The following is a 26,246-nucleotide window of genomic DNA, read 5'->3' on the forward strand; positions in this document are numbered from 1 at the left end:
CTATTTACCTAGCGGCGTTGCGGCGAAAGCGATCATAAGCACCACGCGGTGTTTGATCGACCAAGTATTGTGGGATGACTGTTTCCATCGCAGTAGGTGTGAGATTAAACACAGCAGGAAAGGCTTGCTCACTCACGCTATCAACTTCCATAGAGCGCACGTTGTCACGTGACATCAGCTTAACGGGCATCAGCTCCATCATAAACGCTTGCGCATATGAAAGTTTGTCACACAAGCCAATAATTGGTCGCTGTACTTGCAATGCATTCATCACCGTTTTAACCAACTCACGGAAGGTATATATTTTTGGTCCAGCTAATTCGTAGATTTGACCATAAGTTGCATCGTTAGCTATGCTCGCAACAAAACAACTAGCCACATCTTCCACCCAAACTGGTTGAAATTTTGCGTTGGGTTTGGCCAACATGACGACGGGCAAGGTTTTGATAAGCGTTGCGAATAAATTAATAAAACTATCGCCTCGACCAAAAATAACAGAAGGCTGAAATATTGTGATATTTAATTGATTTTGAAATTCAAGCAAAGCTGCTTCACCTGCACCTTTAGAGCGCAAATACTGACTCGGCGCGCTTTTAGCTGCTTTTAAACTGCTCATATGAATCAAGCGTTTAATGTTTAAATCTACACAGATTTTTGCTAACTGCGCAGGTAATTGATGGTGAATGGCATTAAAAGTTGAATGGCGGCTTTGATGCAATATACCTAGCAAGTTAATCACGACATCTGCCCCTCTTAAAGCTGAGTTCAGTGATTGGTAGTCGTTGACATTGCACTCTTCCACCTGAACATTTGGCAGCAAGAATAAATGCTTGGCAGAATCCCTACGGCGCGTCAGCACTTTGACTGAGTACCCTGCTGCATCAAGCTTGGCAACAATCGCGCTACCCACAAAGCCAGAGCCGCCTAATACACACACTTCTTTTAATTGATCTGTTGTTTTAAACATTGGTGTTCCTAACCTATACTTCCAAAAAATATCCGTATCACTTTACTCTGTTACTGATCATCGTCTGCACTGATGTCTTCTGGTTTACCAGTACCAGGAATAATGCCTAAGCGTGCTTTTAATGTTTGAATCTTAACATTCTTATTTTCGCTAACGAGGCGTGGTGCGTAAATCTGGGCATTAGCCATCACTTTTTGTACGTAGGTTCTAGTTTCAGCAAATGGAATGCTCTCAATGTAAATAGCCGCCTCCATAGGCTCAGTCGCTTGCCATCGTTTAGCACGGCTTGGGCCTGCATTATAGCCAGCGGTCGCCATTACGGCTTGACCTCCCATTAAGTCTAAGGTGTAGCGCATATAGTAAGTACCGAACTCAATATTGGTGCTCAAATCATGAATCATACTATTGTTATAACTATCCATACCCATGCGCTTAGCTACCCATTTAGCCGTTGCAGGCATAAGCTGCATTAAGCCTGCAGCCCCAACGCCTGATTTAGCATAGTGCATAAAGCGACTTTCTTGACGCGTGATGCCATATACCCAAGACTCATCCAAACTTACCTCATTGGCTGATTTACGAAATAAATCGCGATACGGTGTTGGGTAACGCAAGTTAAAATTATGTGTTTGCTTGGTGTTATCCGCAGTGCTAATTGCAACGTCGTACCATTTTTGACGCATGGCATACTCAGCGGCAGCAAGTAACTCCCTATCATCGTAATGTCGTGTTGCCCATAGCCATTCGGCCTTGGCTTCCCAGCGCATATCCAAACGTTGCAATTCAAGCGCACGTTTGATTTCTGGCTGGCTGGCAATCGCAGTTACTTCGTTATCTGTCACTTTATATTCTATAGCTTGGCTGCTCATTACGCTTTCTAGCTCTTCCGCAGCTAACCAACCATAGTAGTGGCGCTCAGTTGAGAGCTTGCTGAGTATTGTATTAGACTCAACCAAATCACCCATTTCTTTGAGCGCTCTTGCCTTCCAATAACGCCAAGCACTCTCTTCTTGCTGCTTGGTATTCATAGCAGCAATAGTTTTCAACACCACAGGCCAATTTTGAGCCCGCAGCGCGGCACGTACCTCCCATGCGAGTTGCTCTTTATCTAGTACACTGTTTTCAGCTAAAGCATAAAACTCAAGTGCTTGTGGATTGTGCCCACGCGCAGCATGATAGGCAATACGCCCCCATCCAAAAGCACGATTATCAATATCAAATAGATTTTGCACTTTGTTGTAAGTGCTAATGGCTGCGTCTACTTTACTACGTGCCAAACGGTCAAGCGCGTATAGATTCACTTCTGCACCAAAGCGCGTTTTGAAAGAGGCTGTTTTCTTATCCAATATTAGCTGTGGCGACTGATAGGCTTTATCGAGTAATTTAAGCGTAGCTGGCTCCACATTCGGCAAACGCGCAATCACACTTTTAGCTAAGCTCAATTTGCCATCTTGCAGTGCAAGCCTGAATCTCGCCCAAATATCATCATTAGTGAGTGCACCTGACTTTTGTAACGCATCAAACAATTGATTGCAATTGCTCGGCAAGTCAGCACTTGTCATCCACAAAGTTTTAGCCTGACTTGCCACTTCAAGATCGGCTAATTGAGTATGACCAAGCATGGCATAGCATTGCACGGCAATATCTTCGCGCTGGAAATTGTTGAGCTCTTCAAAAAACGGTCCCCAATTTTCACTTTTAGCCAGCTTTTTGAGCCACTCGCCGCGAACACGGTCGGTGAATGGCATATCCACATACTTAGCTAAAAAATTCTGGACTTCTTCATCTCTGGCTTGATCCATATTGAGCAGCATCAACCAGTAATCGGCATACGGTGCCAATATATATTGCTGCGTATTTAGCTGTGCGACATCTTCGGTAAGTGCAATTGTGTTCTTTGCGGCGTAAGAATCACGCGCATGTTGAAACAAGGCTTCATCTGATAAGGCGAAGGCTTGGCTTGAAAGTGTGATGGTTACTAACGCTAGTAAAAGGCGAGTAAATATCATGATACGCCCCTTGTTTGATGATACTGGTTGCGATGCCAGTTCGATATTAAGTTTATTTGTAAAATAAATTTATTCGTAAAATTAGATGTATTAGTAAACTGGCGCAGCAAACAGCTGCGTTTCTTGCGTCGAAAAAGTTTCTGGCGCATCTTCTTGTTTTTCAAATGTTGCATATTCCCATGCGGTTTCATCTTGCATAAGGGCACGTAACAATTGGTTATTCAGTGCATGGCCTGATTTATAAGCGTAGAAAGCGCCCAAAATTGGGTGTCCTAACATGTACAAATCACCAATCGCATCTAACACTTTATGTTTTGCAAATTCGTCGTCATAACGCAAACCATCGTCATTAATCACGCGATATTCATCTAAAACAATGGCGTTATCTAGACTACCACCACGCGCCAAACCATTGGAACGTAAATATTCAACTTCGTGCATAAAACCAAAAGTACGCGCACGACTAATTTCTTTAATGTAAGAGTCTTCAGCAAAATCGATTTTTACCTGACTTCCTGAATTTTCAAATACTGGGTGATTGAAATTGATAGTGAAATCGACTTTAAAACCGTGATAAGGCTCAAAACGTACCCATTTATCGCCATCAATCACTTCAACTGTTTTTTTAACACGTATAAATTTTTTAGCTGCGGCTTGTTCAACAATGCCAGCTTCTTGCAATAAATATACAAATGGGCCTGAGCTACCATCCATAATTGGTATTTCAGAGGCATCTACTTCAATATAAACATTGTCCACGCCTAAACCAGCAAGCGCAGACATGATATGTTCAACAGTTGCAACACGCGCGCCATTGGCCTCTAACGCAGAACACAAACGTGTGTCATGCACTGCATTAGGAGTCGCTAAGATTTCATTGGGTTGAGGCAGATCAACCCGTTTGAAAACAATACCAGTATCGGCTGCAGCTGGGCGCAGGGTAAGAGTAACCTTTTCGCCGTTGTGCAAACCAACGCCAGTGGCGCTAATCGCTTTTTTTAATGTACGTTGCTTTAACATCAATATTCCTAATTTCTAAAACTCTAAACACGCGTCACTTACAAAAAGTAACATTTACCTTAGTAATCAAGCAAATAGTAGCATATTTTATGCAGTTTTTCTAAGCTGCATTAGCCACCCCAGTACAATGTACTGGCTTACTTAGGTGCGAATTTATTATTTTATTAAATAGTACTATTTAACTATTAGTCCGCTTGTTTGCGTAAAAATGCAGGAATATCGTATTCTTCAACACCTGACATTTTCATCGCTTCTACTTGCGCACGGCGGTTGTTTGAGCTGAATACTTGCGGTGTATCATCTTCATCCACACTACCACCCACAAACATTGGTTGGTTAGTTGTACCGTTACGCACTACTTCTTGTGTCATCACGCGAAGTTCTGGTTTTTGCTGACGACGTTGTGCACCAGTTAAACCGGTTGCTACCATCGTTACACGCAAGCCATCACCCATCGCTTCGTCAAACACGTTACCTACAATCACCGTTGCATCATCCGCTGTGAACGCTTTGATGGTATTCATCACATCATAGTATTCTTTCATTTTGAAAGAAGCTGATGTTGTAATATTGACTAAAACGCCACGCGCATTCGCAAGGTTGACATCTTCAAGCAATGGGCTTGCAACCGCTTGCTCAGCCGCAATACGTGCACGGTCTGGACCAGAGGCAATTGCTGAACCCATCATCGCCATACCCATTTCAGACATCACTGTGCGTACATCGGCAAAGTCAACGTTCACCAAACCTGGGCAATTGATGATTTCGGCAATGCCAGAAACCGCATTATGCAACACATCATTAGCCGCTTTAAAAGCCTCTAAGAATGGTACATCTTCGCCTAATACTTCCATCAATTTTTCGTTAGGAATCACAATCAGTGAATCTACATACTTTGATAACTCTTCTAGACCATCACTTGCAACTTTAGTGCGTTTTCCTTCAAAAGCGAAAGGTTTAGTCACCACAGCAACAGTCAGGATGCCCATTTCTTTCGCGATTTGCGCAATCACTGGGGCAGCGCCAGTACCAGTACCCCCGCCCATACCTGCTGTGATGAACAGCATGTCTGCACCGTCAATCAACTCAGCAATCGCATCACGATCTTCAAAAGCTGCATCGCGACCGATTTCTGGTCTAGCACCTGCGCCTAAGCCCTTAGTCATCGCCACGCCCATTTGCAATACTGTTTTTGCTTGGCTTTTTTTCAAAGCTTGCATATCAGTATTTGCGCAAATGAACTCAACGCCACCAACGCTTTTTTCTATCATGTGCGCTACCGCATTACCACCACAACCACCCACGCCAATCACCTTAATAACGGCTTCTTGAGCATTTTTTTCCATAATTTCAAACATTTAATATCTCCTCTTTTTAATTTACATCTGCCTGGTTGTTACAAATTAACTACTTAACTTCTGCCTGAACTACTCATACAACTTCTACTACTTAAAAATTGCCTTGAAACCAGCTCTTCATTTTTTCCAACATTCTTCCAAATGAACTTGATTCCATTTGCCCACTAATATGTCTTTCTAACTGCTGCTTGCCCATCAACACTAAACCAACACCTGTTGCATAACGTGGATTGCTGACGACTTCTGATAAGCCACCAACATGTCTTGGTAAACCCATACGCACTGGCATATGGAATATTTCTTCGCCAAGCTCGACCATGCCTTTCATCATTGCTGAGCCACCCGTAATCACGATGCCTGAAGCGATCATTTCCTCCATACCACTACGACGTAATTCATTAAGCACCAACTCATATAATTCAACGATGCGCGGCTCTAGCACTTCTGCCAATGTTTGCACTGATAATTGACGTGGCTCGCGACCATCAACGCCTGGCACTTCGACGATTTCACGTGGATCAGCCAACTGACGTAAAGCGCAACCATGTTTCACCTTAATATCTTCTGCTGATTGCGTAGGCGTACGGAAAGCAACGGCAACATCATTGGTCATTTGGTCGCCAGCGATAGGCACAACTGCTGTGTGGCGAATAGCACCCTGCTTAAATACTGCGATATCAGTGGTTCCGCCTCCAATATCAACCAGACAAACACCTAACTCTTTTTCATCTTCAGTTAATACAGCAAGGCTAGAAGCGAGTGGTTGCAATATCAAATCGCTCACTTCAATGCCACAACGCTTAATACATTTCACAATGTTTTGTGCTGCCGCCACTGCACCAGTCACGATGTGCACTTTCACTTCAAGCTTCATGCCGCTCATGCCCAATGGCTCGCGCACATCTTCTTGACCATCAATGATGAATTCTTGCGTAAGAATATGCAGAATTTGTTGGTCAGCAGGTAATGCAATCGCACGTGCAGTTTCAATCACGCGATCCACATCCATTTGCGTCACTTCAGCGTCTTTAATCTTCACCATGCCATGCGAGTTCAAGCTCTTGATATGGCTACCCGCAATACCTGTATAAACATTATTAATTTTGCAATCTGCCATCAGTTCAGCTTCTTCAAGCGCGCGTTGGATTGATTGCATGGTTGATTCGATATTCACCACGACGCCTTTTTTCAAGCCGCGTGAAATATGCTGACCTAGCCCGATCACCTTTACCGTGCCTTCTGGCTGCAATTCAGCGACGATGGCAACAATTTTTGATGTGCCTATATCTAGGCCTACAATCAAATTCTTATCTTCTTTTATTCTACTCATGGCTTGCTCCCTCCGTACTTACCGCACGGTTATGTCTGTTGCTTAATAATGTCAGTTGGCTTAGTTTTGCCGGGTTTCAAATTACTTGGTTTTGAAGTACTGGGTTTTGAAACATTTGGTTTTATAGTTGTTGTATCCGTGCTTTTATCTTCAATTGCTTTCGCCTGCACTTCTGCTTTAACTAGTACTGGCTTACGCACTGCGAATCCATTGGGGTAACGCAAATCGGCATACGTTACTTTCATATTCAAGCTCGCAATCGTGCGGCTATACACGCTGACAAATTTCTCTAATCTTGGCTGCATTTCAATGCGCCCTAGCTCCACCACCATGCCGTCTGATGTTGTAATTTCCCAAGCACGTCTAGGCGTAAGCGCCAAATTTGCAATTTCCAAATTCGCCGTTTTCAGTATTTTGCTAAACTCGCCATATTGAGATGCCACTTCAATCACGCCATCACCCGGTCCGTAAAACACAGGTAAATCACTACCAGAAGCTGCATGAAACAACTCACCGTGCGTATTCACTAATGCAATGGTTCCCCAACGTGCCAATGCTTGATGCTCTTCTATCACCACTTCTAAAGTATCTGGCCAGCGGCGACGCAAACTCACATTGCGTGCCCAAGGCAATTTTTCAAAGGCATTACGTGCTTTCACTAAATCCAATGTGAAGAAATTACCTTTTAGATGCTTAGCAACAATCAGCTTCACTTGCTCACGATTGACGTGGCTAAGTTCGCCATCCACTTTCACTTCACGAAGCGGAAAAATGGGCAAATGCACCACGGCAAAGAGCGCCGCATAAAGCATCACCACCACGCTCAAAGCAAAGAGCAGGCTTGCAATCCAATTTAGCAATGTAGGTTTATCCCACATCCGCAAGCTCCAAAATACGTACGACTAACTGTTCAAAACTAATACCCGCCGCTTTTGCCGCCATCGGCACTAAGCTGTGGTCTGTCATGCCGGGGCTAGTATTCACTTCCAAGAAGTAATGATTCCCTGCATCATCCATTAAGAAATCCACACGTCCCCAACCACGGCAACCTATGGTTCTAAATGCCTGTAAAGCTTCTTGCTGAATTTGCGCTTCTTTCTCCGCGCTTAATCCGCAAGGGCAAAGGTATTCAGTATCGTCACGTAAGTATTTCGCCTCAAAATCATAAAATTCATTTTTTGGCACAATGCGAATAATCGGCAATGCTTGATAACCGCCTTTACCATCGCCAATAATGCCCACGGTATATTCGCCGCCATTGATGAATTTTTCAGCAATTACTAACGGGTCTGCTTCTGCGGCAATTTTATAAGCCGCTTGTAAACCACCAGCTTGTTTTACTTTGCTGATGCCTAGGCTAGAGCCTTCATTAGCAGGTTTCACAAACAGCGGCAAACCTAAGCTTTTCTCAATGGCAGCAAAGTCACTGGTCGCTGTTACCAACTCAAAATCTGGCGTAATGACATTCATTGCACGCCACAATAATTTAGTGCGCCACTTATCCATACCAATCGCTGACGCCATCACTCCGCTGCCTGTATATGGAATATGTAGCATTTCCAATGCGCCTTGTATGCAGCCATCCTCGCCATAGCGACCATGCAAATTGATAAAAACACGGTCAAATACTTCTAAGTCATGCAATGGCTTATCGCGTGGGTCAAAACCATGTGCATCAATACCTTGCGCTTGCAAAGCCGCCAGCACCGCACCACCACTTTTGAGTGAAACTTCACGCTCGCCAGATTTCCCACCAAGCAATACGGCTACTTTTCCAAATTTCTTATTCAAACTGTTGTCATTCATACCTTATATTCCCCAATGACTTTTACTTCTTGCTGCAATGCCACGCCTTGTTTCTCTAACACGGTTTCGCGCATATGTTTAATCAATAACTCAATATCCAGCGCATTCGCATCGCCAATATTCACAATAAAATTGGCATGCTTCTCTGAAACCTGCGCACCACCAATGATGTAACCTTTCAAACCACTCGCCTCTACTAACCTTGCGGCATAATCGCCTTGTGGGTTTCGGAATGTTGAACCCGCACTAGGCAAATTAAGCGGTTGTGAAGCTAATCTTGTCGCTAATAAATCTTTAATCTTTTTTGCTGACTCATGCGCATCGCCCGCTCTTAAAGTCAACCATGCGGCAATAAACCATTCGCCCGCCACTGGCATATCGACATGGCGATAACTGGCAATAAACTCTGCCGCACTACGTTTATTTAACTCACCTTGCCTGTTAATCGTAGTGACGCTATTCACTACATTCCAAGTTTCAGTGCCATAGCAGCCTGCGTTCATCGCCAGTGCGCCACCCAAAGTGCCTGGAATACCTGCAAAGAATTCCGCGCCTTGTTTAGCTTCTTTTGCGCTAAATTTAGCTAACTTGCCACATGTCACGCCAGCTTCGGCATAGACTAAATCGCCATCCATCTTCAAACCAGTCAGCACGTTGTGCATGATGATGACCGTGCCGCGTACGCCACCGTCTCGCACTAGTAAGTTGGAACCTAAACCGACAAAGTAGATAGCTTGATTCGCATCTACATTTCTTAAAAATTCCTGTAAATCTTCCAAATCCGCTGGAATATACAGTTGATCGGCTTTACCACCCACGCGCCAGCTGGTATAGCGAGCCATAGGCTCGTTTAATAGCAGCTTTCCTGTGCGTTGTTGGGTGGCAGCCATCATCACGTTTAATGCACTCCCTCTACTAAAACACTCGCGGCCAAAGTTCTGGTTTTCTCTGCCACTTGCCCTATAGAACCAGCACCCATCACAATGACAACATCATCGGCTTGCGCCATGTTTAAAATTGCCTCTGGTAACTCGTCCGTAGTTTCTACAAATAGCGGCTCAACTTTGCCTCCAATACGGATTGATCGAATTAAACTACGTGTATCTGCCGCGACGATAGAAGCCTCACCCGCTGAGTAAACTTCTGTGAGTAATACCGCATCGGTGCTGGAAAGCACTCGTACAAAATCTTCAAAACAATCACGCGTACGTGTGTAACGATGCGGCTGGAAAGCCATCACTAATCGACGATTAGGAAAAGCCGCACGTGCAGCGGCAATCACTGCCTGCATCTCAACTGGATGGTGTCCATAATCATCAATCAACGTGAATGCACCGCCACCTTTAACTGCGATTTCGCCGTAGCGCTCAAAACGTCTGCCTACACCTTTAAACTCTTTTAATGCTTTGATAATCGCCGCATCAGGGACATTCAGCTCGCTGGCAATTGCAATCGCCGCAAGTGCATTGAGCACATAATGGTTACCCGGTAGATTTAAGGTCACATCAAACTCTGTCACCACGCCATTAATGCGCTGCGCTGTAAAATGCATTTTTCCGTCATCCGCGCGCACGTTGATGGCGCGCACACGCGCATCTTCACTAAAACCGTAAGTCATCACGGGCTTAGTCACGCGCGGCAAAATCTCGCGAATATTGGCATCGTCGATGCAAACCACCGCCATACCCCAAAACGGTAATTGCTGTAAAAACTCTACAAACGCGCTTTTTAATTTATCAAAGCTGTGCTCGTAAGTGTCCATGTGGTCTTGATCGATATTAGTCACCACAGCCATGACTGGGGTGAGATGCAAGAACGAAGCATCTGATTCATCCGCTTCTGCCACAATGTATTCACCTGTACCTAATTTAGCATTGGCATTGGCCGCCTCTAATTTGCCACCAATCACAAAGGTTGGGTCCATACCTGCTTCAGCCAAAATACTGGCAATCAAGCTCGTTGTCGTCGTTTTTCCGTGCGTTCCCGCAACGGCAATCCCTTGCCTAAAGCGCATCAACTCAGCTAACATCAGCGCACGTGGCACGACTGGAATTTTTTTCGCACGTGCCGCTTTTACTTCTGGATTTTCTTCATTCACTGCGCTTGAAACCACTACCACATCTGCATTACCAAGGTTTTCGGTAGCATGACCTTGAAAGACTGTTGCACCAAAATCAGTGAGTCTTTTGGTCGTTGCATTCACGGCTAAATCAGAACCTGTGACCGTGAAGTTCAAGTTAATCAACACTTCGGCAATGCCGCTCATGCCTGAGCCGCCGATGCCAACAAAATGTATGTTTTTGACTTTATGTTTCATGTGTTTTACGCTAAAGCGCTACCTCCATACAAATTTTCGCTACACTTGCGGTCGCTTCTGGCTTGCCTAATGCACGGGCTTTAATCGCCATATCCAAGCATTTCTCGCGACTTAAATCTTTTAGCAAAGCTAGTACTTTTTGCACGGTAAATTCTGTTTGCGGCACTAAAATCGCCGCACCTGCATCAGATAAATATCGTGCGTTAGAGGTTTGATGATCATCAACAGCATGTGGAAATGGCACCAACACACTCGCTACGCCAGCAGCAGAAAGCTCCGCAACCGTCAGCGCACCAGCACGACAAATCACGACATCAGCCCATGCATACATATCAGCCATGTTATTAATAAAGGCTTTGGCATCCGCGCTTACACCAACTGCTTGATAGTTCGCTTGCAGCGTTGCGATATGCTTTTCACCCGCCTGATGCACTACTTGTGGACGATTTTCAATAGCCATTTCAGCAAGTGCTTTCGGTACAACTTCATTCAAAGCTTGGGCACCCAAACTGCCACCCACTACAAGCATATTTAAAGCACCCGTATTTGTTTTCATTCTATTTTCTGGTGCAGCAACCTGAGTGATGTCTGCGCGTACTGGGTTACCTACCAGTTGAGCCTTCTTGTCAAACGCACTTGGGAATGCAGCCAATACGCGTGTTGCAAATATCGCCAACACTTTATTAGTTAAGCCTGCGATTGAGTTTTGCTCATGTATTACCAATGGCTTGCCTAAACATTTAGCCATCAAACCACCCGGAAAAGCAGCAAAACCACCCATACCCAACACCACGTTTGGCTGATGCAGACGAATAGCTGCAACACTTTGCGAAAATGCTTTGGCCAATTTCACTGGTAGCAATACCCAGCCCATTAAGCCATTGCCACGCACGCCACGCATGGTAATCATGGCTTTTTCGTAGCCCTTATTTTCAATCAAGCGGTTTTCCATGCCACCTTCTGTGCAAAGCCACACAATGTTCCAGCCAAGATTTTTCAAGTAATCTGCCACTGCCATTGCTGGGTAAACATGACCGCCCGTGCCGCCTGCCATCACCATTAATGTTTTCGCTGGCGTACTCATGCTGGTAGGCCTTTCTGCAAGCGGCGATTCTCAAAATCAATTCTGAGCATAATGGCCATGGCGATACAGTTAGCCAATATGCCGCTGCCACCGAATGAAAGTAGTGGCAAGGTCAGGCCTTTTGTTGGTAACAGCCCCATATTCACACCCATGTTAATGATGCCCTGCACGCCCATCCAAACACCTATGCCTTGCGATAGCAGTGCAGCAAAGTAACGTTCATTGGCGATGGCTTCCTTGGCAATACCAAATGAGCGAATGACTATCCATGAGAACAAAGCAATCACACCTAATACGCCAACAAAGCCTAGCTCTTCTGCAATTACTGCTAATAAAAAGTCGGTATGCGCTTCTGGCAAATAGAGCAATTTTTCTACGCTTGCACCTAAGCCCACGCCAAACCATTCACCACGACCGAATGCAATCAGCGCATGCGAAAGTTGGTAGCCTTTTCCATATGGATCAGCCCACGGATCCATAAAGCCGATGACGCGCTCGAGGCGATACGGCGAACTCCAAATCAAGAAGACAAAACCTACAACTAGCAATATTAGTAAACCCACGAAAATACGTCCGTTGATACCACCTAGCCATAAAATGGAGATCGAAATTGCCGCGATTACCGCAAATGCACCGAAGTCTGGCTCGCGAAGCAACAAACCGCCCACCACTAGCATCACCATTAACATTGGAAAGAAGCCGTGCCTAAAACTATCCATTACTGCCGCTTTGCGCACGGTATAGTCGGCAACATACATGGCCGCAAATAGTTTCATAAACTCAGAAGGTTGCGGATTGATGACAAACAGACGTAACCAACGGCGGCTTCCGCCTGCTTTCAAGCCAATGCCCGGAATCAGCACAAGTATTAGCAAAGCCAAGCCAATCAAAAATAGGTATGGCGCCATTTTTTGCCACCAAGCGACTGGTACGTTAAATGCCACGAATGCTGCACTGAGCGCCACCACCATAAATATGGCCTGATGCACTAAGTAGTAACTGCTGTTATAACCAACGCCTTTATCGGCTTCAGCGATGGCGATTGAAGCTGAGTACACCATGACTAAGCCTATGCCTAACAAGCAAAGCACAACCCATAGCAAGCCTTGGTCGTAACTTGGGGAATTGATACGGTCGCGATTGAGCATGGCGGTAATCATGCTAGCTCCTTCAAACGCTTCACCGCTGCAACAAACACTTCTGCACGATGCACATAGTTTTTAAACATATCAAAACTTGCACAAGCCGGTGACAGCAACACAGCTTCATCAGCTTTGGCTAGTTTTTTGGCAATATTGACTGCTTCAGGTAAATCGGCTGCTTGATAAAGCGGAATATTGGTTGGAAGAAGAGCAGCTTCAATCAGCGGTGCATCTCGACCAATCAATACGACTGCACTTGCGTTCTCAGCCACAGCTGCGGCAAGCGGCGTAAAGTCTTGACCTTTACCATCGCCTCCTGCGATTAGTACGACTTTTTGCGCTAAGCCAGTAAGTGCTGCACAAGTTGCACCGACATTGGTACCTTTTGAATCATCGTAATAATCTACGTCATCAATGTTGGCGACCCACTCAACACGATGTGGCAAGCCTTTAAAATTGTAAAGGGTTTGAATGATATGGGCGTAATCAACACCAATACCACGACAAAGCGCAACTGCTGCCAAAGCGTTAGCCGCATTATGTAAACCAACAATTTTTAAATCTTGCAAGTTGATAAGCTCTTTATCACCCTCGCAAAGCCATGTATCGCCATCCACTTGCTTCAAGCCGTATGAAGTTTCCTCACCATCATCGTCCAAGCCAAATGTTACTTGTGCTAGTTTTGGACGCGCCATCATCATGCTCCACGCATCATCGCGATTCAGCACTTGTAACTTAGCATTGTAAAAAATCCGCGCTTTCGCGATGGCATAATCTTGGAAACTTGCGTATCGATCCATGTGGTCTTCAGATAAATTCAGCATGGTGGCCGCATCTATCTGCAAATTACTGGTTGTTTCCAACTGAAAGCTAGAAAGCTCAAGCACGTAAACATCAGGCGTTTCCATCATTAACGCATCCAGCACTGGCAAACCAATGTTGCCCGCTACGATGGTCTTCAAACCCGCCGCTTTACAGATTTCACCTACCAAAGTCGTTACTGTCGTTTTGCCATTCGCACCAGTGATGGCAATCACTTTGGCACTTGTTGGGCGGTATTGAGCGAACAATTCAACATCACCTGCAACACTCACGCCACGCTGAACAGCAGCCTGAATCTCTGGTTCACTCAATGCGACACCTGGGCTTGCTACGATTAAATCAACATCAGCAAAACTAGCCGCTTTAAATGCACCCGTATGAATGGTCACTTGAGGCAATTCAGCTTTTAAAGCATCCAAACCCGGAGGATTATCACGTGTATCTGCCACAGACAAACGTGCACCTTGCGCGGCAAGCCAGCGCAAGGAGGATAGACCTGTTTCACCAAGGCCTAGCACTAATACCTTTTTGTCATTTAGGGCAATTTTCATGTTGATGTATTTAATAACCCGTGTATTTATCTTAATTTCAAACTAGCTAGACCAATCAACACCAACATCATGCTGATAATCCAGAAGCGCACGACGACTTGTGTTTCTTTCCAGCCTTTTTCTTCGTAGTGGTGGTGCAATGGCGCCATTAAGAAAATGCGACGTCCGACGCCATATTTTTTCTTGGTATATTTGAAATACGTGACTTGCGCAGCTACGGAGAATGTCTCCACCACGAACACACCGCCCATAATGAAAAGAATAATTTCTTGGCGCACAATCACTGCAACGATGCCCAACGCTGCACCCAATGCCAACGCGCCTACATCACCCATAAACACCTCAGCTGGGTATGCGTTAAACCATAAGAAACCCAAACCCGCACCAGCCATGGCGGCGCAGAACACCATCAATTCGCCAGCGCCAGCAACATAAGGTACGCCTAGGTATCTTGAGAAATACAAATGCCCCGCAACATAAGCAAAAATACCCAAAGCTGCCGCAACCATGACGGTTGGTAGAATTGCCAAGCCATCTAAACCATCAGTTAGATTCACTGCATTACTGCTACCCACCACCACTAAATAGGTCAACACGATAAAACCTATGGCACTTAAAGGCAGTACTAGATGTTTAAAGAATGGAACGATGAGTGTAGTTTCCACAGGCGTTGTAGAAGTTTTGTATAGAAACACCGCGACAGCCAAGCCAATTAAGCTTTGCCAAAAAAACTTTGCTTTTGCAGATAAACCTTTAGGATTTTTGTAAACGACTTTGCGGTAGTCATCTACCCAGCCAACCGCGCCAAAACCTAACGTGGTAAACAACACTACCCACACAAAACGGTTACTTAAATCTGCCCAAAGTAAGGTTGATATGGCAATAGAAACCAATATCAATGCGCCGCCCATGGTAGGCGTGCCTGTTTTAATCAGGTGTGTCTGCGGACCATCATCACGCACGGCTTGACCGACCTTGTACTCAGTGAGCTTGCGTATCATGGCAGGGCCTGCGATAAATGAAATGGCTAAAGCGGTAAGTGTGGCTAACACTGCGCGTAAGGTGATGTAATTGAATACATGAAACCCACGAATATCGTGTGACAGCCATTGTGCTAACGTAAGTAACATTTAGTGCTCCTCTCCATTTTTTGCTGCGCTTGTTTTTATAGCGTCTGTATTTTTAGTCACGATTTCATTCACAACTCGCTCCATCGCCATAAAGCGCGAGCCTTTTACCAGCACATTCGTACCTTGCTGCATTTGTTTACGCAAATCCGTAACCAAATCTTGAGGTGTCGTATAGTGTTTAGCGCCTGCACCAAAAGTTTTAGCCGTTTCAGCACTCATATCACCAAGTACAAACAAGCTTTTTAAGCCGCTTGCTTTAGCGTAGCTGCCAATCTCTGCATGCATTTCTGCCGCGTTATCGCCAAGTTCGCCCATATCGCCAAGCACCAATATTTTTTCACCTGACATCGCCATCAACACATCAATCGCCACTTTCATCGACATCGGGTTTGCGTTATAGGTATCGTCAATCACTAAAGCACCGTTCAGCCCTGCTTTTTGCTGTAAGCGGCCTTTTACACCTGCATAATTCTCTAGTCCTATCGAAACAGCTTGAAGTGATGCACCCATCGCGAGCGCCGTGGAGGTTGCCGCTAGTGCATTCATTACATTATGCAAACCTGGTGTTGGTAAACTTACTTTTACCGCGCCTTGTGGCGTTGTGATTTCAATATCGCTCGCACTGGCATGCAATTGATATTGAGCTGTAACGTCGGCTTTATTTTTCAATCCAAAAGTCATGATTTTGCGTTGACCAGCTAAATCCAACCACAGCGGTGCAAACACATCATCAGCATTAATCACCGCCGTGGCATCCGCAGCTAAACCTTCAAATATCTCGCCTTTAGCTCTCGCAATCGCTTCAAATGACCCAAGCTCGCCAATATGCGCATTGCCAGCATTGTTAATCAGCGCAACTGTTGGCTTGCCAATTCTGGATAAATAGCTGATTTCACCAGTATGGTTCATGCCCATTTCGGCTACAGCATAACGATGTCGAGCGTTTAATTTAAGCAAGGTGAGCGGCAAACCAATGTGGTTATTTAAGTTACCCACTGTAGCTAATACTGCATCTGGCTGATCGCATGCAGCCCTTAGAATTGATGCCAGCATTTCTTTTACCGTTGTTTTGCCGTTACTACCCGTCACCGCTGCAAGTGGAATGTCAAACTTACTGCGCCAATATGCGGCCAACTCGCCCAAGGATTGGCAAGTGTCATCTACTAATATTGCAGGTTGTACATTAAGAGTTCTATCTGAAATCAATACTGCGGCAGCGCCCTGAGCAATGGCTTGTGCGGCAAAGCTATGCCCATCAAAATTATCACCTTTCAGCGCAACAAATAACTGACCTTTGGTCACGCTGCGACTGTCTGTGCCCACACTGGTAAACGTCACATCTGCGCCCAGTAATGTCGCTTGTATCGCGTTGGCAGCTTCGGATAGCAGCATCATATTGCAGCTCCGTTTCTTAACTTCGCTTGATGCTGCTTGAGCGCAGCTTGTGCAATCAATGCATCATCAAATGGGTATTTCACACCTGAAATTTCCTGATAGTTTTCATGCCCCTTACCCGCCACTAAAACAATATCACCTGAATTTGCACCTTGAATCGCAGCACGAATTGCATTTGCACGGTCAGCATCAACTACATAACCAGCCTTCATCTCACTGACGACAGCAGCAATAATGGCCGCAGGATTCTCACTACGCGGATTATCTGAAGTCACAAACACTTGGTCTGCAAGCTTACTGGCGATGTTGCCCATTAATGGACGCTTACCCGCATCACGATCGCCACCACAGCCAAACACACAGATTAACTTGACAGAGCTTGCTGCTAAATCGATTTGCTCTTTTAATGTGCTTAATACTTTTTCTAAAGCATCTGGCGTATGCGCATAATCAATCACGACTAACGGTAAATCTCCGCCACCAAATTGCTGCATGCGTCCGAGCACTGGCTTGATTTTTGCGATCGCTTCTAGTGAATCAGGCAAACTGACTTTAAGCGCCAATAATGTTGCCAACACCGCCAGCACGTTATATGCGTTAAAGCGGCCTAGTACTGGTGCGCTTAACAGAGCATGACCTTGCGGCGTATTTATCTGCATAGTCAAACCAGTATCATGCAATTTCAAGTCACTACCTTGCACATCCGCGCTTGTTAAGCCGTACGTCAAGCATGGCTTATCTTGTGCATTCAGCGCACTTACTAAAGATTTCCCAAATGCATCATCTGTGTTGACTATTGCCGTAATTAAACCCTCCCAAGCAAACAACTTCTGCTTGGCAGCGGCATATGCTTCCATGGTTTCGTGATAATCCAAATGGTCGCGACTTAAGTTTGTAAGTACAGCAACATCGAACGCTACACCATTCACACGCCCTTGATCTAAACCGTGCGATGAAACCTCCATGGCAACGGCATCTGCTTGCTGCTCAACATAATCTGCCAGCATTGCTTGCAGCAATATCGCATCTGGTGTGGTATTAGCGGCTTCAGTTTGAGCGCCTAAAAATCCATTACCAATCGTACCCAGTACCGCAGTTTTCTTGCCCAACAATGTCAGGCATTGTGCAATCCATTGGCTTACCGAAGTTTTACCATTCGTGCCAGTCACACCTATCATGGTTAATTTGCTTGATGGATTTTGGTAGAACTCTGCAGCAATACCACCGACTTGTTGTTTTAAATCTTGCACAGCTAGGTTGCTCACTTGCCAATCGGCATTCCAAGTAAAGCCTTCTTGCTCCCAAACCACGGCTGCGGCTCCAGCTTGTACAGCTTGCCCAATATACTGGCGACCATCGTTATGCAACCCTGGATAAGCCAAGAACAACGAACCTGCTTGCACTTTTCTGCTATCGGCTGTGATAGAAGTAAATGATTTATTCAAGGAAGAGAGAATACTCACATACCCTCCTTAACATCTTCAGCATTACCTTCAAGTACCACGTTATTGTTTGGCGCATCTTGTGGCACGGCGAACAATCGCAATGTGTCGGCCATAATTGTGCTGAACACTGGCGCAGCGACTGTACCGCCGTAATAAGCGCCGTTATTTGGCTCGTCTATCATCACCGCGATAATAAAACGTGGATTAGACGCAGGCGCCATGCCTACAAATGATGCAACGTATTTATTCTCCTCATAACCATGTATGCCCGGCTTATGTGCAGTACCCGTTTTGCCACCTACGCGATAACCCAACACTTGTGCCTTAACTGCTGTACCGCCAGGCTGTACCACTAACTCCAACATATCTTTAACGCTATTTGCCGTAGCCGCCGAAAACACTTGCTGGCCGATAGGCACTTCATTGATCTTAAGTAATGACACAGGGCGCAATTCGCCTTCATTGGCAAATACTGTATATAACCTAGCCAACTGTAACAATGTCAGGCTAATACCGTGTCCAAAAGACATGGTTGCCATCTCGATAGGGCGCCATGTTTTATATGGACGCAATCTACCAGTAGCCTCACCGGGAAAGCCAACGCCTTCCACATGCCCCAAACCAAGCTCGTTATAGACATTCCACATAAACTGCTTATCTAGCGTAAGTGCGATTTTAGAAGCACCTACGTTAGAAGATTTTTGTATCACTTGCGCAACCGTTAAAATTCCTTGCGGGTGTGAATCATGAATAGTAGCGGGGCCGATAGTTAAACTACCTGGTGAAGTTTGAATTTTGGTGTCTGGCGTATATTGACCAGATTCAAGCGCTGCCGCTGCCGTGACTGGCTTCAATGTAGAGCCCGGCTCAAACGTATCCACAATCGCGCGATTTCGCGTTTTGCCCTTAATATTCACAGGATTGTTTGGGTTGTAGGTAGGCACATTCGTCATCGCCAACACTTCGCCTGTTTTAGCGTCTAACACAATCGCTGCGCCTGCCGCAGCCTTATTTTCTTCTACAGCCTTAACTAATTCACGATGCGCGATATATTGAATTCTAAGATCTAGCGCCAAAGAAACATCACGGCCATCTTGCGGCACTTTTACTGCCTGCAAGTCTTCAATAATATGACCGGATCTATCCTTAATCACGCGGCGACTGCCATCCACGCCAGATAGCGGGCCATTCATCGCCAACTCATAGCCTTCGAGTCCTCTATCACCCGTACCTTTATCGTCCGGGCCTGTAAAGCCAACCATATGCGCTGTCACGTCGCCTGCTGGGTAATAACGTTTATACTCACGCTGCAACTCAATGCCCGGAATACCCAGTTTCATTACTTTTGCTGCTAATTCAGGTGAAATACGGCGCTTTAAATAGACAAACTCACGCTCATCATTCGCTAACTTTTTCTTAACTTCATCAGGCTTTAAATTTAATAAGGCGGCGATTTGTTTTGTTTGAGCGGCATCAATCACTACATCTGGCGGGCTTGCCCATACCGACTCCACTGGCGTACTGATAGCCAGCAACTCGCCATGTCTATCAGTTATTTTGCCGCGCTGAGAAGTCAAAACAAGGTTACGGCTATAGCGCGCATCACCTTTATCTTGTAAGAATTTTTTATGGATACTTTGTAAATAGACACCACGCCCTAGCAATGCCACAAAACCCAACAATACTGCAATCAGTAATACTCGACGGCGCCATGCGGGCAATTTCACCACAACAGGCGCTGCAATTGATGATCGATTGAATGAGCGAAAAGCCATTATGGCGTCACCCCATTTGGCTGAGTTACTTGTGGCGTAGGCAATACGGTAGCTGCTTGCATATCTGCCGGTGAAATCACTTGTACACGCTTCGCATCTGGCACTTGCATTTGCATTTTTTGTGAAGCAATTTGCTCTATACGTGAATGCATCGCCCAAGTACTTTGTTCTAGTTGCAACTGACCATACTCTTGCTCAGTTTGTTTTGCAGTCTGGTTCGCACGCTCTAATTCAATATAGAGATTGCGCGCTTTGTGCTGTGAATTCACTAGCCCCAGAGCCGAGAATATCAACGCAAAAAACAAAATGAGATTTAGGCGTGTCATGCTACGTTAGTTCTTTCAGCCACACGCAATACCGCGCTTCTTGAGCGCGGGTTCGCTTTAACTTCTTTAGTGCTTGGCTTGATGGTTTTGCCCACACCTTTTAATTTCGGCTGTGGCAAATCTGCTGCACGTACTGGAAAGTTAGCAGGCAAGTCATCACGATTCTCTTGATCGCGTATGAACTGCTTCACAATACGGTCTTCTAGCGAGTGAAAGCTAATCACCGCTAATCGACCTTGTGGCGCCAACAATGCCAAACATTGCGGCATCGTTAACGATAACTCCTCAAGCTCTTGATTGACGTAAATCCGTAAAGCTTGAAATGTACGCGTTGCGGGGTTCTGCCCAGGCTCAAACCGCGTGACTGCCCCTGCCACGACCTTGGCAAGTTGCCCTGTAGTGGTGATGGCGCGCCCGTCATTGCGCTCCGTAATAATCGCCCTTGCAATCTGCTTAGCAAACCGTTCTTCACCATAATTTTTTATAACCTCCCCTAAATGCTGCTCTGTTGTATTGGCTAAAAAATCTGCCGCTGTTTGCCCACTACTTTGATCCATGCGCATATCCAGCGGCGCATCGTACCTAAAACTAAAACCACGGCTTGCATCATCGATTTGTGGAGATGAAATACCCAAATCCAGCAAAATACCGTCTACTTTTGAAACGCCCATTTCGCTCAGCTCAGCCTGCATACCCGCAAAATGGCTATGCACCATGCTAAAACGTGGATCTGTAATTTCTTTGCTTGATTCAATTGCCTTTAAATCACGATCAAACGCTATCAAACGACCGCTACTGCCCAACTTCTCTAATATTTTCCTAGAATGCCCACCGCGACCAAATGTGCCATCCACGTAAACACCATCCGCTTTAATGGCAAGCGCCTGCACAGCTTCCTCAAGCAGCACCGTGATATGGGAGTTTGTATTTAGACTTAATTCGGACACTTCTGTTTGCGGCTTTTCTAAATTTAAAGCGTCTTTTGCAGACGCTTTTTTTGGAGACAATAGGGCTTCGGTGGGCGCGCTGCTCACGCCCTTAATCACAGCGAGAAGCCCTCGAGTTCTGATGGCATAGAAAAATTGTCGTCCTGCATTACTTGTGCAAGTTGTGCACGCCAAGCTTCCATATTCCACAATTCAAAGTGGCTACCCTGACCAACCAGCATCACTTCTTTATCCAACCCTGCAAAATCTCGCAACACTGGTGACACCAACATACGGCCTGCACTATCCATAGACACATCTTCCGCAAAGCCAACTAACAAACGCTGCAAAGCGCTTGACTGCTTATCGAATGACGACAACGCCATCATTTTGGCTTGAATCGGCTCCCAAGCAGGTTGCGGATATAATAACAAGCAACGATGCGGATGCGCAGTCAACACTAAATCACCAGCACATTGAAGCTGCAAAGCCTCTCTGTGCTTAGTTGGCACTGCTAACCTGCCTTTAGCATCCAAACTTAATGATGTCGCACCGCGAAACATGTTTAAATAATTAACCTAAAATTGTCGCCATAAAATATGACAAATAAAATGATGAAAAAAGTGAGGAATTTCTAACTGCCCTTAGCCTCAGTCAGAGTTAGGTTTAAGTAAAAATCTCCACAAAATCCCACTTTCCCCCACTAAGATGAACTATAGATAAAAAAATAGGGCAACGCAAGCCCTTTTTTACTATTTTTTCTTTATATCTCAATGACTTAGCGCATTTTCATGATAAAAATAATATCGTTATAAATTAAGTACATACGAAATTAAGTGAATGTAGATTATCAGAACAATGACGAAAGCGATTGAATTGTAATTAGCGGGGTTTTAAAAGGTGAGAATAAGGGTATTTTTAAATCATTTACTTTAGAAAGGTAATCTGAATTTGACCCAAAGACCGTAAAGGTCTTCCCCTATTTACTGAGCCACTAAAGTGGCAAGTAAGCCAGCTTATGGCTTGTCCGTGGAATATATGCACAAATCGCATCATTCACACGCCAAACAGTGAAAGTTGAAGCTGGCCGATAAGCCGGGTTCTGTAGGCCTTATTACTAAGGCTGACAGTCATTCATCTAGGCGCACAATTACTTGTACGCTCAAGCAACCTACCCGCTAGCAGCGCGAACCACGCCTTATTACCCTAAGGTAAAGTGCTAGCCTATTTGGTCTTGCTGCGAATGGAGGTTACCGCGTTTCACCGTAACTAAATACGCTCGTCTCTGTGGCCCTATTCCGCGCCTTATACTTGGTTGCCCAAGCTTTCAACGTACGGCCGTTAGCCGTCATCCCGCTCTATGCAGCCCGGACTTTCCTCCCCTCACCTACGTGAGCGGCGACTGTCTAGCCAGCTTCAGCGTACATTTTAACATGCCTCATGATGCAATCTTAAACAATCTAGATACCGTTATAATGCATCAACCTAACAACCATTGTATTTAATCATGCCACAAGAAAAAGCCGGACAACTTCATCCTTCATGGCAAGCAGTCATTGGTGAGGAGTTCGATAAACCTTACATGCAATCTTTACGCGCTTTTTTAAAGCAAGAAAAAGAGGCGGGAAAAGCTATTTTTCCACCTAGCCCATTGATTTTTAATGCGTTTAATCACACGCCTTTTGACAAGGTACGTGTAGTCATTATTGGACAAGACCCATACCACGGCATAGGACAGGCTCATGGTTTAAGCTTCTCAGTGCCTGAAGGAGTAGCTTTACCACCTTCACTGATGAATATTTATAAAGAAATTGAAGCAGATTTAGGCATAAAAATGAGCAGAAAAGGTGACCTGACATCATGGGCAAATCAGGGAGTCTTGCTACTCAATGCAACACTGACAGTTGCAATGGCAAATGCAGGCTCACACCAGAAACGCGGCTGGGAAACCTTTACCGACGCCGCAATTGCCGCATTAAATACACAGCGAGAAGGATTAGTGTTTGTGTTATGGGGCAGCTATGCGCAGAAAAAAGGAGAAATGATAGACTACAAAAAACATTTGGTACTTAAATCAACCCACCCCTCGCCTCTATCAGCCCATCGCGGATTCTTTGGCAACCATCAATTCTCTAAGATTAACGAATACCTAATCAAACACGGACAAACCCCTATTGAATGGCAGATATAAATCCGCCTTTTCTTTGGCTACGTTTCTGACTAAACAATAAAACGTAACTTACCAATCGCGCGAAAGTGACCTAATACAATACTCATTTAGCTTAATAGTTTGCAAATAAACCTATTGTATAAACTCTGCTTATAACATCTTCCAGTGCAAACTTTGCCCCGCCCTCAACGGCACCAACACATCACCCCCATCAAACGGCAAAGACTCAGGCACTTTCCAACTCTCTTTCGCCAAAGTAATCTGCGCTTTACTCCTAGGCAAACCATAAAAATCCGCCCCATAAAAACTCGCAAACCCTTCCAACTTATCTAAAGCACCTGCCGCTTCAAATGCCTCTGCATAAAGCTCTATCGCCGTATGCGCCGTGTACATACCCGCACAACCGCAAGCCGCTTCTTTAGTATGTTTAGCATGTGGCGCACTGTCTGTGCCTAAGAAAAATTTAGTATTACCAGAAGTGGCTGCTTTTACCAAAGCCACACGATGCTCTTCACGCTTCAATATTGGCAAGCAGTAATGATGCGGCTGAATACCGCCTTTAAACATATCGTTACGGTTCATCAATAAATGGTGCGCAGTAATAGTTGCAGCGACATTGTTTGGCGCACTCATCACAAAATCTGCCGCATCTTTAGTGGTTATATGTTCAAACACGACTTTTAAAGCTGGGTATTTTTTGATTAGTGGAATCATATGGCGCTCAATAAATACGCGCTCTCTATCAAACACATCCACATCGGCATCTGTCACTTCTGCGTGAGTTAACAGCGGCACACCAAGCCTTTCCATCGCTTCTAGTGCGCTTGCACATTTATCTAGGCTGGTGACGCCTGAATCGCTATTGGTGGTTGCGCCTGCTGGGTAAAGTTTGACACCGTGAATAATGCCGCTCGCTTTTGCGCGTGAGATTTCTTCCGCAGTGGTGTTGTCAGTCAAATACAAAGTCATCAGTGGCTCAAATTGCATGCCTGCGGGCAGCGCATCTACAATACGCTGACGATAAGCAATAGCTAATTCTGTAGTCGTGACTGGCGGACGCAGATTAGGCATCACAATAGCGCGCGCAAACTGGCGAGCAGTATCAGGCAGCACCGCTTTTAAGGCTGCGCCATCGCGTAAATGTAAGTGCCAGTCGTCTGGGCGGGTAAGCGTTAAGCTGAGGCTTGAATGTGTAATCATATTTTAAATTTGCTGGTTAGTTTTTAAAAAATCTTCTATTAAACGCTCAACTTTTTTAAGGTCTCGCACCGCGTAAAAGCCCTCTTTTGCAATATTTCTATCCCCATCACTATCACGATAAATTTGATGAGAAAAAATTAAATCACCAGAACCATCAGATTTTTCTACGCGGTTTAAGTGATTTACATCTTTAGGAAAGAATATTTGTAAGTTTGTTGTTTTGCCGAAGCTGGCAATCAGCAAACGCTGATTCGTAATCGCATAAACGGTGCTGTTGGCCTTGCGGCGCATAGTAAACGGCAGGGCTAGCCCCCAAATGCCTATCGCAATAAAAGGCAGACCAAAAAGTGGGAAAAGACTGTATGCACCGAGATTACCCCAGTCAGGCCAGTGAAAACCACTCGCACCCGCAGTCCAGAATAGAGAAAATGCAGTCCAAGGGATAAAAAATAGCCACAACCAAAAAGACGATTTCACTAATTGGCTAGAAATAGGCTGAGCCACCCATTTCAATACCTCATCACGGCGTAGCTCACTATTTAAGTTGCGCAATAACGACTCGGAGACCTCAAGCATCGCCAGCCCCTTTAAACTTAAGTGCTAATTCGTACAAATCATTTTTCTTGAGGTTGGTAATTTCTGTCGCTAATTTTACCGCTTGTTTTAGTGGTAAATCGGCCAATAAACATTTTAAAATGCGCGCTGACTCTTCATTTACCGCTTGCGTTTCCTTAGGTGGCTCAGTTTCTACAAGCAACACAAATTCGCCTCGCTGTTGATTAGTATCTGCCTGCAACCAAGCACTGGCTTCACCTGCCATGCATGTGTAAAACGTTTCAAAAGTTTTAGTAAGCTCACGGGCAAAGGTCAAACGGCGCTCACCGCCTAGCACAATTGCCAAGTCCTCCACACATTCCACAATGCGATGCGGTGCTTCATAGAATACTAAAGTCACGGCTTGTGATTTTAAGCTCTCCAACACTTTGCGACGCGCGGCTCCGCTTGCTGGTAAAAAACCGTGAAAGTGAAAGCCATTTTGCGTAATGCCAGACGCTGATAAAGCCGCAATAACAGCGCTCGCACCCGGAATCGGCACAACTTTAACGCCCGCCTTGCGCACTAAGCCCACCACCACCGCACCGGGATCACTTATGCCAGGCGTGCCAGCATCTGTGACCAAGGCTATATTTTCACCTGCTTGAAGCTGCGTTAGTAGCTTTTCCGCGGATTGATGTTCATTATGTTCATGCACGGCGATAAGCTTTTTGCTAATGCCAAAATGAGATAACAAACCCGAGGTGTGGCGCGTATCCTCAGCGGCAATCGCATCTACCATTTTAAGTGTTTCTATGCCGCGAATGGTCATATCGCCTAAGTTGCCGATAGGTGTTGCGACCACATATAATGTACCCATGCTCATGCAGACCAGCCATTTAATTTAAAATCGTTCATACTAGAAGTTTACAGCTTTAG

23 protein-coding genes and 1 other RNA gene are annotated in these 26,246 nt (G+C 45.3%); 1 reads left to right on the plus strand and 23 read right to left on the minus strand.

Annotated elements, in window-relative coordinates; all coding sequences use genetic code 11:
- Positions 1 to 4 precede the first annotated feature (4 nt).
- From M301_RS12165 to rnpB, 20 genes are all read right to left on the minus strand, one after another.
- Complete coding sequence (locus tag M301_RS12165; RefSeq protein ID WP_013149083.1) at positions 5 to 967, minus strand: complex I NDUFA9 subunit family protein; 963 nt, start codon at positions 965 to 967, stop codon at positions 5 to 7.
- A 50-nt stretch (positions 968 to 1,017) separates the two neighbouring features.
- Complete coding sequence (locus tag M301_RS12170) at positions 1,018 to 2,976, minus strand: transglycosylase SLT domain-containing protein (RefSeq protein WP_013149084.1); 1,959 nt, start codon at positions 2,974 to 2,976, stop codon at positions 1,018 to 1,020.
- Positions 2,977 to 3,066: 90 nt separating this feature from the next.
- A complete protein-coding gene (lpxC, locus tag M301_RS12175; protein WP_013149085.1) occupies positions 3,067 to 3,996 on the minus strand; it encodes a UDP-3-O-acyl-N-acetylglucosamine deacetylase in 930 nt (309 codons plus the stop codon).
- A 185-nt stretch (positions 3,997 to 4,181) separates the two neighbouring features.
- Entirely contained in the window at positions 4,182 to 5,354 is a 1,173-nt protein-coding gene (gene ftsZ, locus M301_RS12180; RefSeq protein ID WP_013149086.1) for a cell division protein FtsZ, read from the minus strand.
- Positions 5,355 to 5,445: 91 nt separating this feature from the next.
- A complete protein-coding gene (ftsA, locus tag M301_RS12185) occupies positions 5,446 to 6,684 on the minus strand; it encodes a cell division protein FtsA (RefSeq protein ID WP_013149087.1) in 1,239 nt (412 codons plus the stop codon).
- Between the two features lie 29 nt (positions 6,685 to 6,713).
- Positions 6,714 to 7,562 carry a cell division protein FtsQ/DivIB gene (locus M301_RS12190; protein WP_013149088.1) on the minus strand — a complete coding sequence of 283 codons (849 nt, stop codon included), beginning with the start codon at positions 7,560 to 7,562 and terminating at the stop codon, positions 6,714 to 6,716.
- Positions 7,552 to 8,490, minus strand: a complete 939-nt coding sequence (locus M301_RS12195) for a D-alanine--D-alanine ligase (protein ID WP_013149089.1) — start codon at positions 8,488 to 8,490, stop codon at positions 7,552 to 7,554. The genes M301_RS12190 and M301_RS12195 overlap by 11 nt, the downstream gene beginning before the upstream one ends.
- Positions 8,487 to 9,383, minus strand: a complete 897-nt coding sequence (murB, locus tag M301_RS12200; RefSeq protein WP_041359491.1) for a UDP-N-acetylmuramate dehydrogenase — start codon at positions 9,381 to 9,383, stop codon at positions 8,487 to 8,489. The genes M301_RS12195 and murB overlap by 4 nt, the downstream gene beginning before the upstream one ends.
- 5 nt (positions 9,384 to 9,388) lie before the next feature.
- The gene (gene murC / locus M301_RS12205) at positions 9,389 to 10,807 is read right to left on the minus strand and encodes a UDP-N-acetylmuramate--L-alanine ligase (protein ID WP_013149091.1); all 1,419 of its coding nucleotides are present in this window, start codon (positions 10,805 to 10,807) and stop codon (positions 9,389 to 9,391) included.
- Between the two features lie 10 nt (positions 10,808 to 10,817).
- The gene (gene murG, locus M301_RS12210) at positions 10,818 to 11,891 is read right to left on the minus strand and encodes an undecaprenyldiphospho-muramoylpentapeptide beta-N-acetylglucosaminyltransferase (protein ID WP_013149092.1); all 1,074 of its coding nucleotides are present in this window, start codon (positions 11,889 to 11,891) and stop codon (positions 10,818 to 10,820) included.
- Positions 11,888 to 13,051: a putative lipid II flippase FtsW gene (ftsW, locus tag M301_RS12215; RefSeq protein WP_013149093.1), complete on the minus strand. Its 1,164-nt coding sequence runs from the start codon at positions 13,049 to 13,051 to the stop codon at positions 11,888 to 11,890. Before ftsW ends, murG begins: the two co-directional genes overlap by 4 nt.
- Positions 13,048 to 14,406, minus strand: a complete 1,359-nt coding sequence (gene murD / locus M301_RS12220; RefSeq protein WP_013149094.1) for a UDP-N-acetylmuramoyl-L-alanine--D-glutamate ligase — start codon at positions 14,404 to 14,406, stop codon at positions 13,048 to 13,050. Before murD ends, ftsW begins: the two co-directional genes overlap by 4 nt.
- 26 nt (positions 14,407 to 14,432) lie before the next feature.
- Positions 14,433 to 15,536: a phospho-N-acetylmuramoyl-pentapeptide-transferase gene (mraY, locus tag M301_RS12225; protein WP_013149095.1), complete on the minus strand. Its 1,104-nt coding sequence runs from the start codon at positions 15,534 to 15,536 to the stop codon at positions 14,433 to 14,435.
- A complete protein-coding gene (locus M301_RS12230; RefSeq protein ID WP_013149096.1) occupies positions 15,537 to 16,931 on the minus strand; it encodes a UDP-N-acetylmuramoyl-tripeptide--D-alanyl-D-alanine ligase in 1,395 nt (464 codons plus the stop codon). It lies immediately after the preceding gene.
- Entirely contained in the window at positions 16,928 to 18,394 is a 1,467-nt protein-coding gene (locus tag M301_RS12235) for a UDP-N-acetylmuramoyl-L-alanyl-D-glutamate--2,6-diaminopimelate ligase (protein WP_013149097.1), read from the minus strand. Before M301_RS12235 ends, M301_RS12230 begins: the two co-directional genes overlap by 4 nt.
- A complete protein-coding gene (locus M301_RS12240; RefSeq protein WP_013149098.1) occupies positions 18,391 to 20,151 on the minus strand; it encodes a peptidoglycan D,D-transpeptidase FtsI family protein in 1,761 nt (586 codons plus the stop codon). Before M301_RS12240 ends, M301_RS12235 begins: the two co-directional genes overlap by 4 nt.
- Positions 20,151 to 20,477, minus strand: coding sequence for a cell division protein FtsL (gene ftsL, locus M301_RS12245; protein WP_013149099.1), 327 nt, complete (start codon positions 20,475 to 20,477; stop codon positions 20,151 to 20,153). The genes M301_RS12240 and ftsL overlap by 1 nt, the downstream gene beginning before the upstream one ends.
- Positions 20,474 to 21,424: a 16S rRNA (cytosine(1402)-N(4))-methyltransferase RsmH gene (rsmH, locus tag M301_RS12250; protein ID WP_013149100.1), complete on the minus strand. Its 951-nt coding sequence runs from the start codon at positions 21,422 to 21,424 to the stop codon at positions 20,474 to 20,476. The genes ftsL and rsmH overlap by 4 nt, the downstream gene beginning before the upstream one ends.
- Positions 21,425 to 21,519: 95 nt before the next feature.
- Positions 21,520 to 21,966 carry a division/cell wall cluster transcriptional repressor MraZ gene (mraZ, locus tag M301_RS12255; protein WP_013149101.1) on the minus strand — a complete coding sequence of 149 codons (447 nt, stop codon included), beginning with the start codon at positions 21,964 to 21,966 and terminating at the stop codon, positions 21,520 to 21,522.
- A 512-nt stretch (positions 21,967 to 22,478) separates the two neighbouring features.
- An RNA gene (gene rnpB / locus M301_RS14340) (RNase P RNA component class A) lies at positions 22,479 to 22,821 on the minus strand.
- 89 nt (positions 22,822 to 22,910) lie between these two features.
- On the opposite strand from rnpB, the gene ung reads away from it, so the two are divergent.
- Positions 22,911 to 23,594: a uracil-DNA glycosylase gene (gene ung / locus M301_RS12260; protein ID WP_013149102.1), complete on the plus strand. Its 684-nt coding sequence runs from the start codon at positions 22,911 to 22,913 to the stop codon at positions 23,592 to 23,594.
- A 129-nt stretch (positions 23,595 to 23,723) separates the two neighbouring features.
- On the opposite strand, the gene pyrC is transcribed toward ung, so the two are convergent.
- The 3 genes from pyrC to rsmI are packed head-to-tail and all read right to left on the minus strand — an operon-like array spanning position 23,724 to position 26,193.
- Entirely contained in the window at positions 23,724 to 24,773 is a 1,050-nt protein-coding gene (pyrC, locus tag M301_RS12265; RefSeq protein WP_013149103.1) for a dihydroorotase, read from the minus strand.
- Between the two features lie 3 nt (positions 24,774 to 24,776).
- Complete coding sequence (locus M301_RS12270) at positions 24,777 to 25,349, minus strand: hypothetical protein (protein ID WP_013149104.1); 573 nt, start codon at positions 25,347 to 25,349, stop codon at positions 24,777 to 24,779.
- Entirely contained in the window at positions 25,342 to 26,193 is an 852-nt protein-coding gene (gene rsmI, locus M301_RS12275) for a 16S rRNA (cytidine(1402)-2'-O)-methyltransferase (RefSeq protein WP_013149105.1), read from the minus strand. Before rsmI ends, M301_RS12270 begins: the two co-directional genes overlap by 8 nt.
- Positions 26,194 to 26,246 lie beyond the last annotated feature (53 nt).

The sequence above is a fragment of the Methylotenera versatilis 301 genome (assembly GCF_000093025.1).
GTDB lineage: Bacteria > Pseudomonadota > Gammaproteobacteria > Burkholderiales > Methylophilaceae > Methylotenera > Methylotenera versatilis.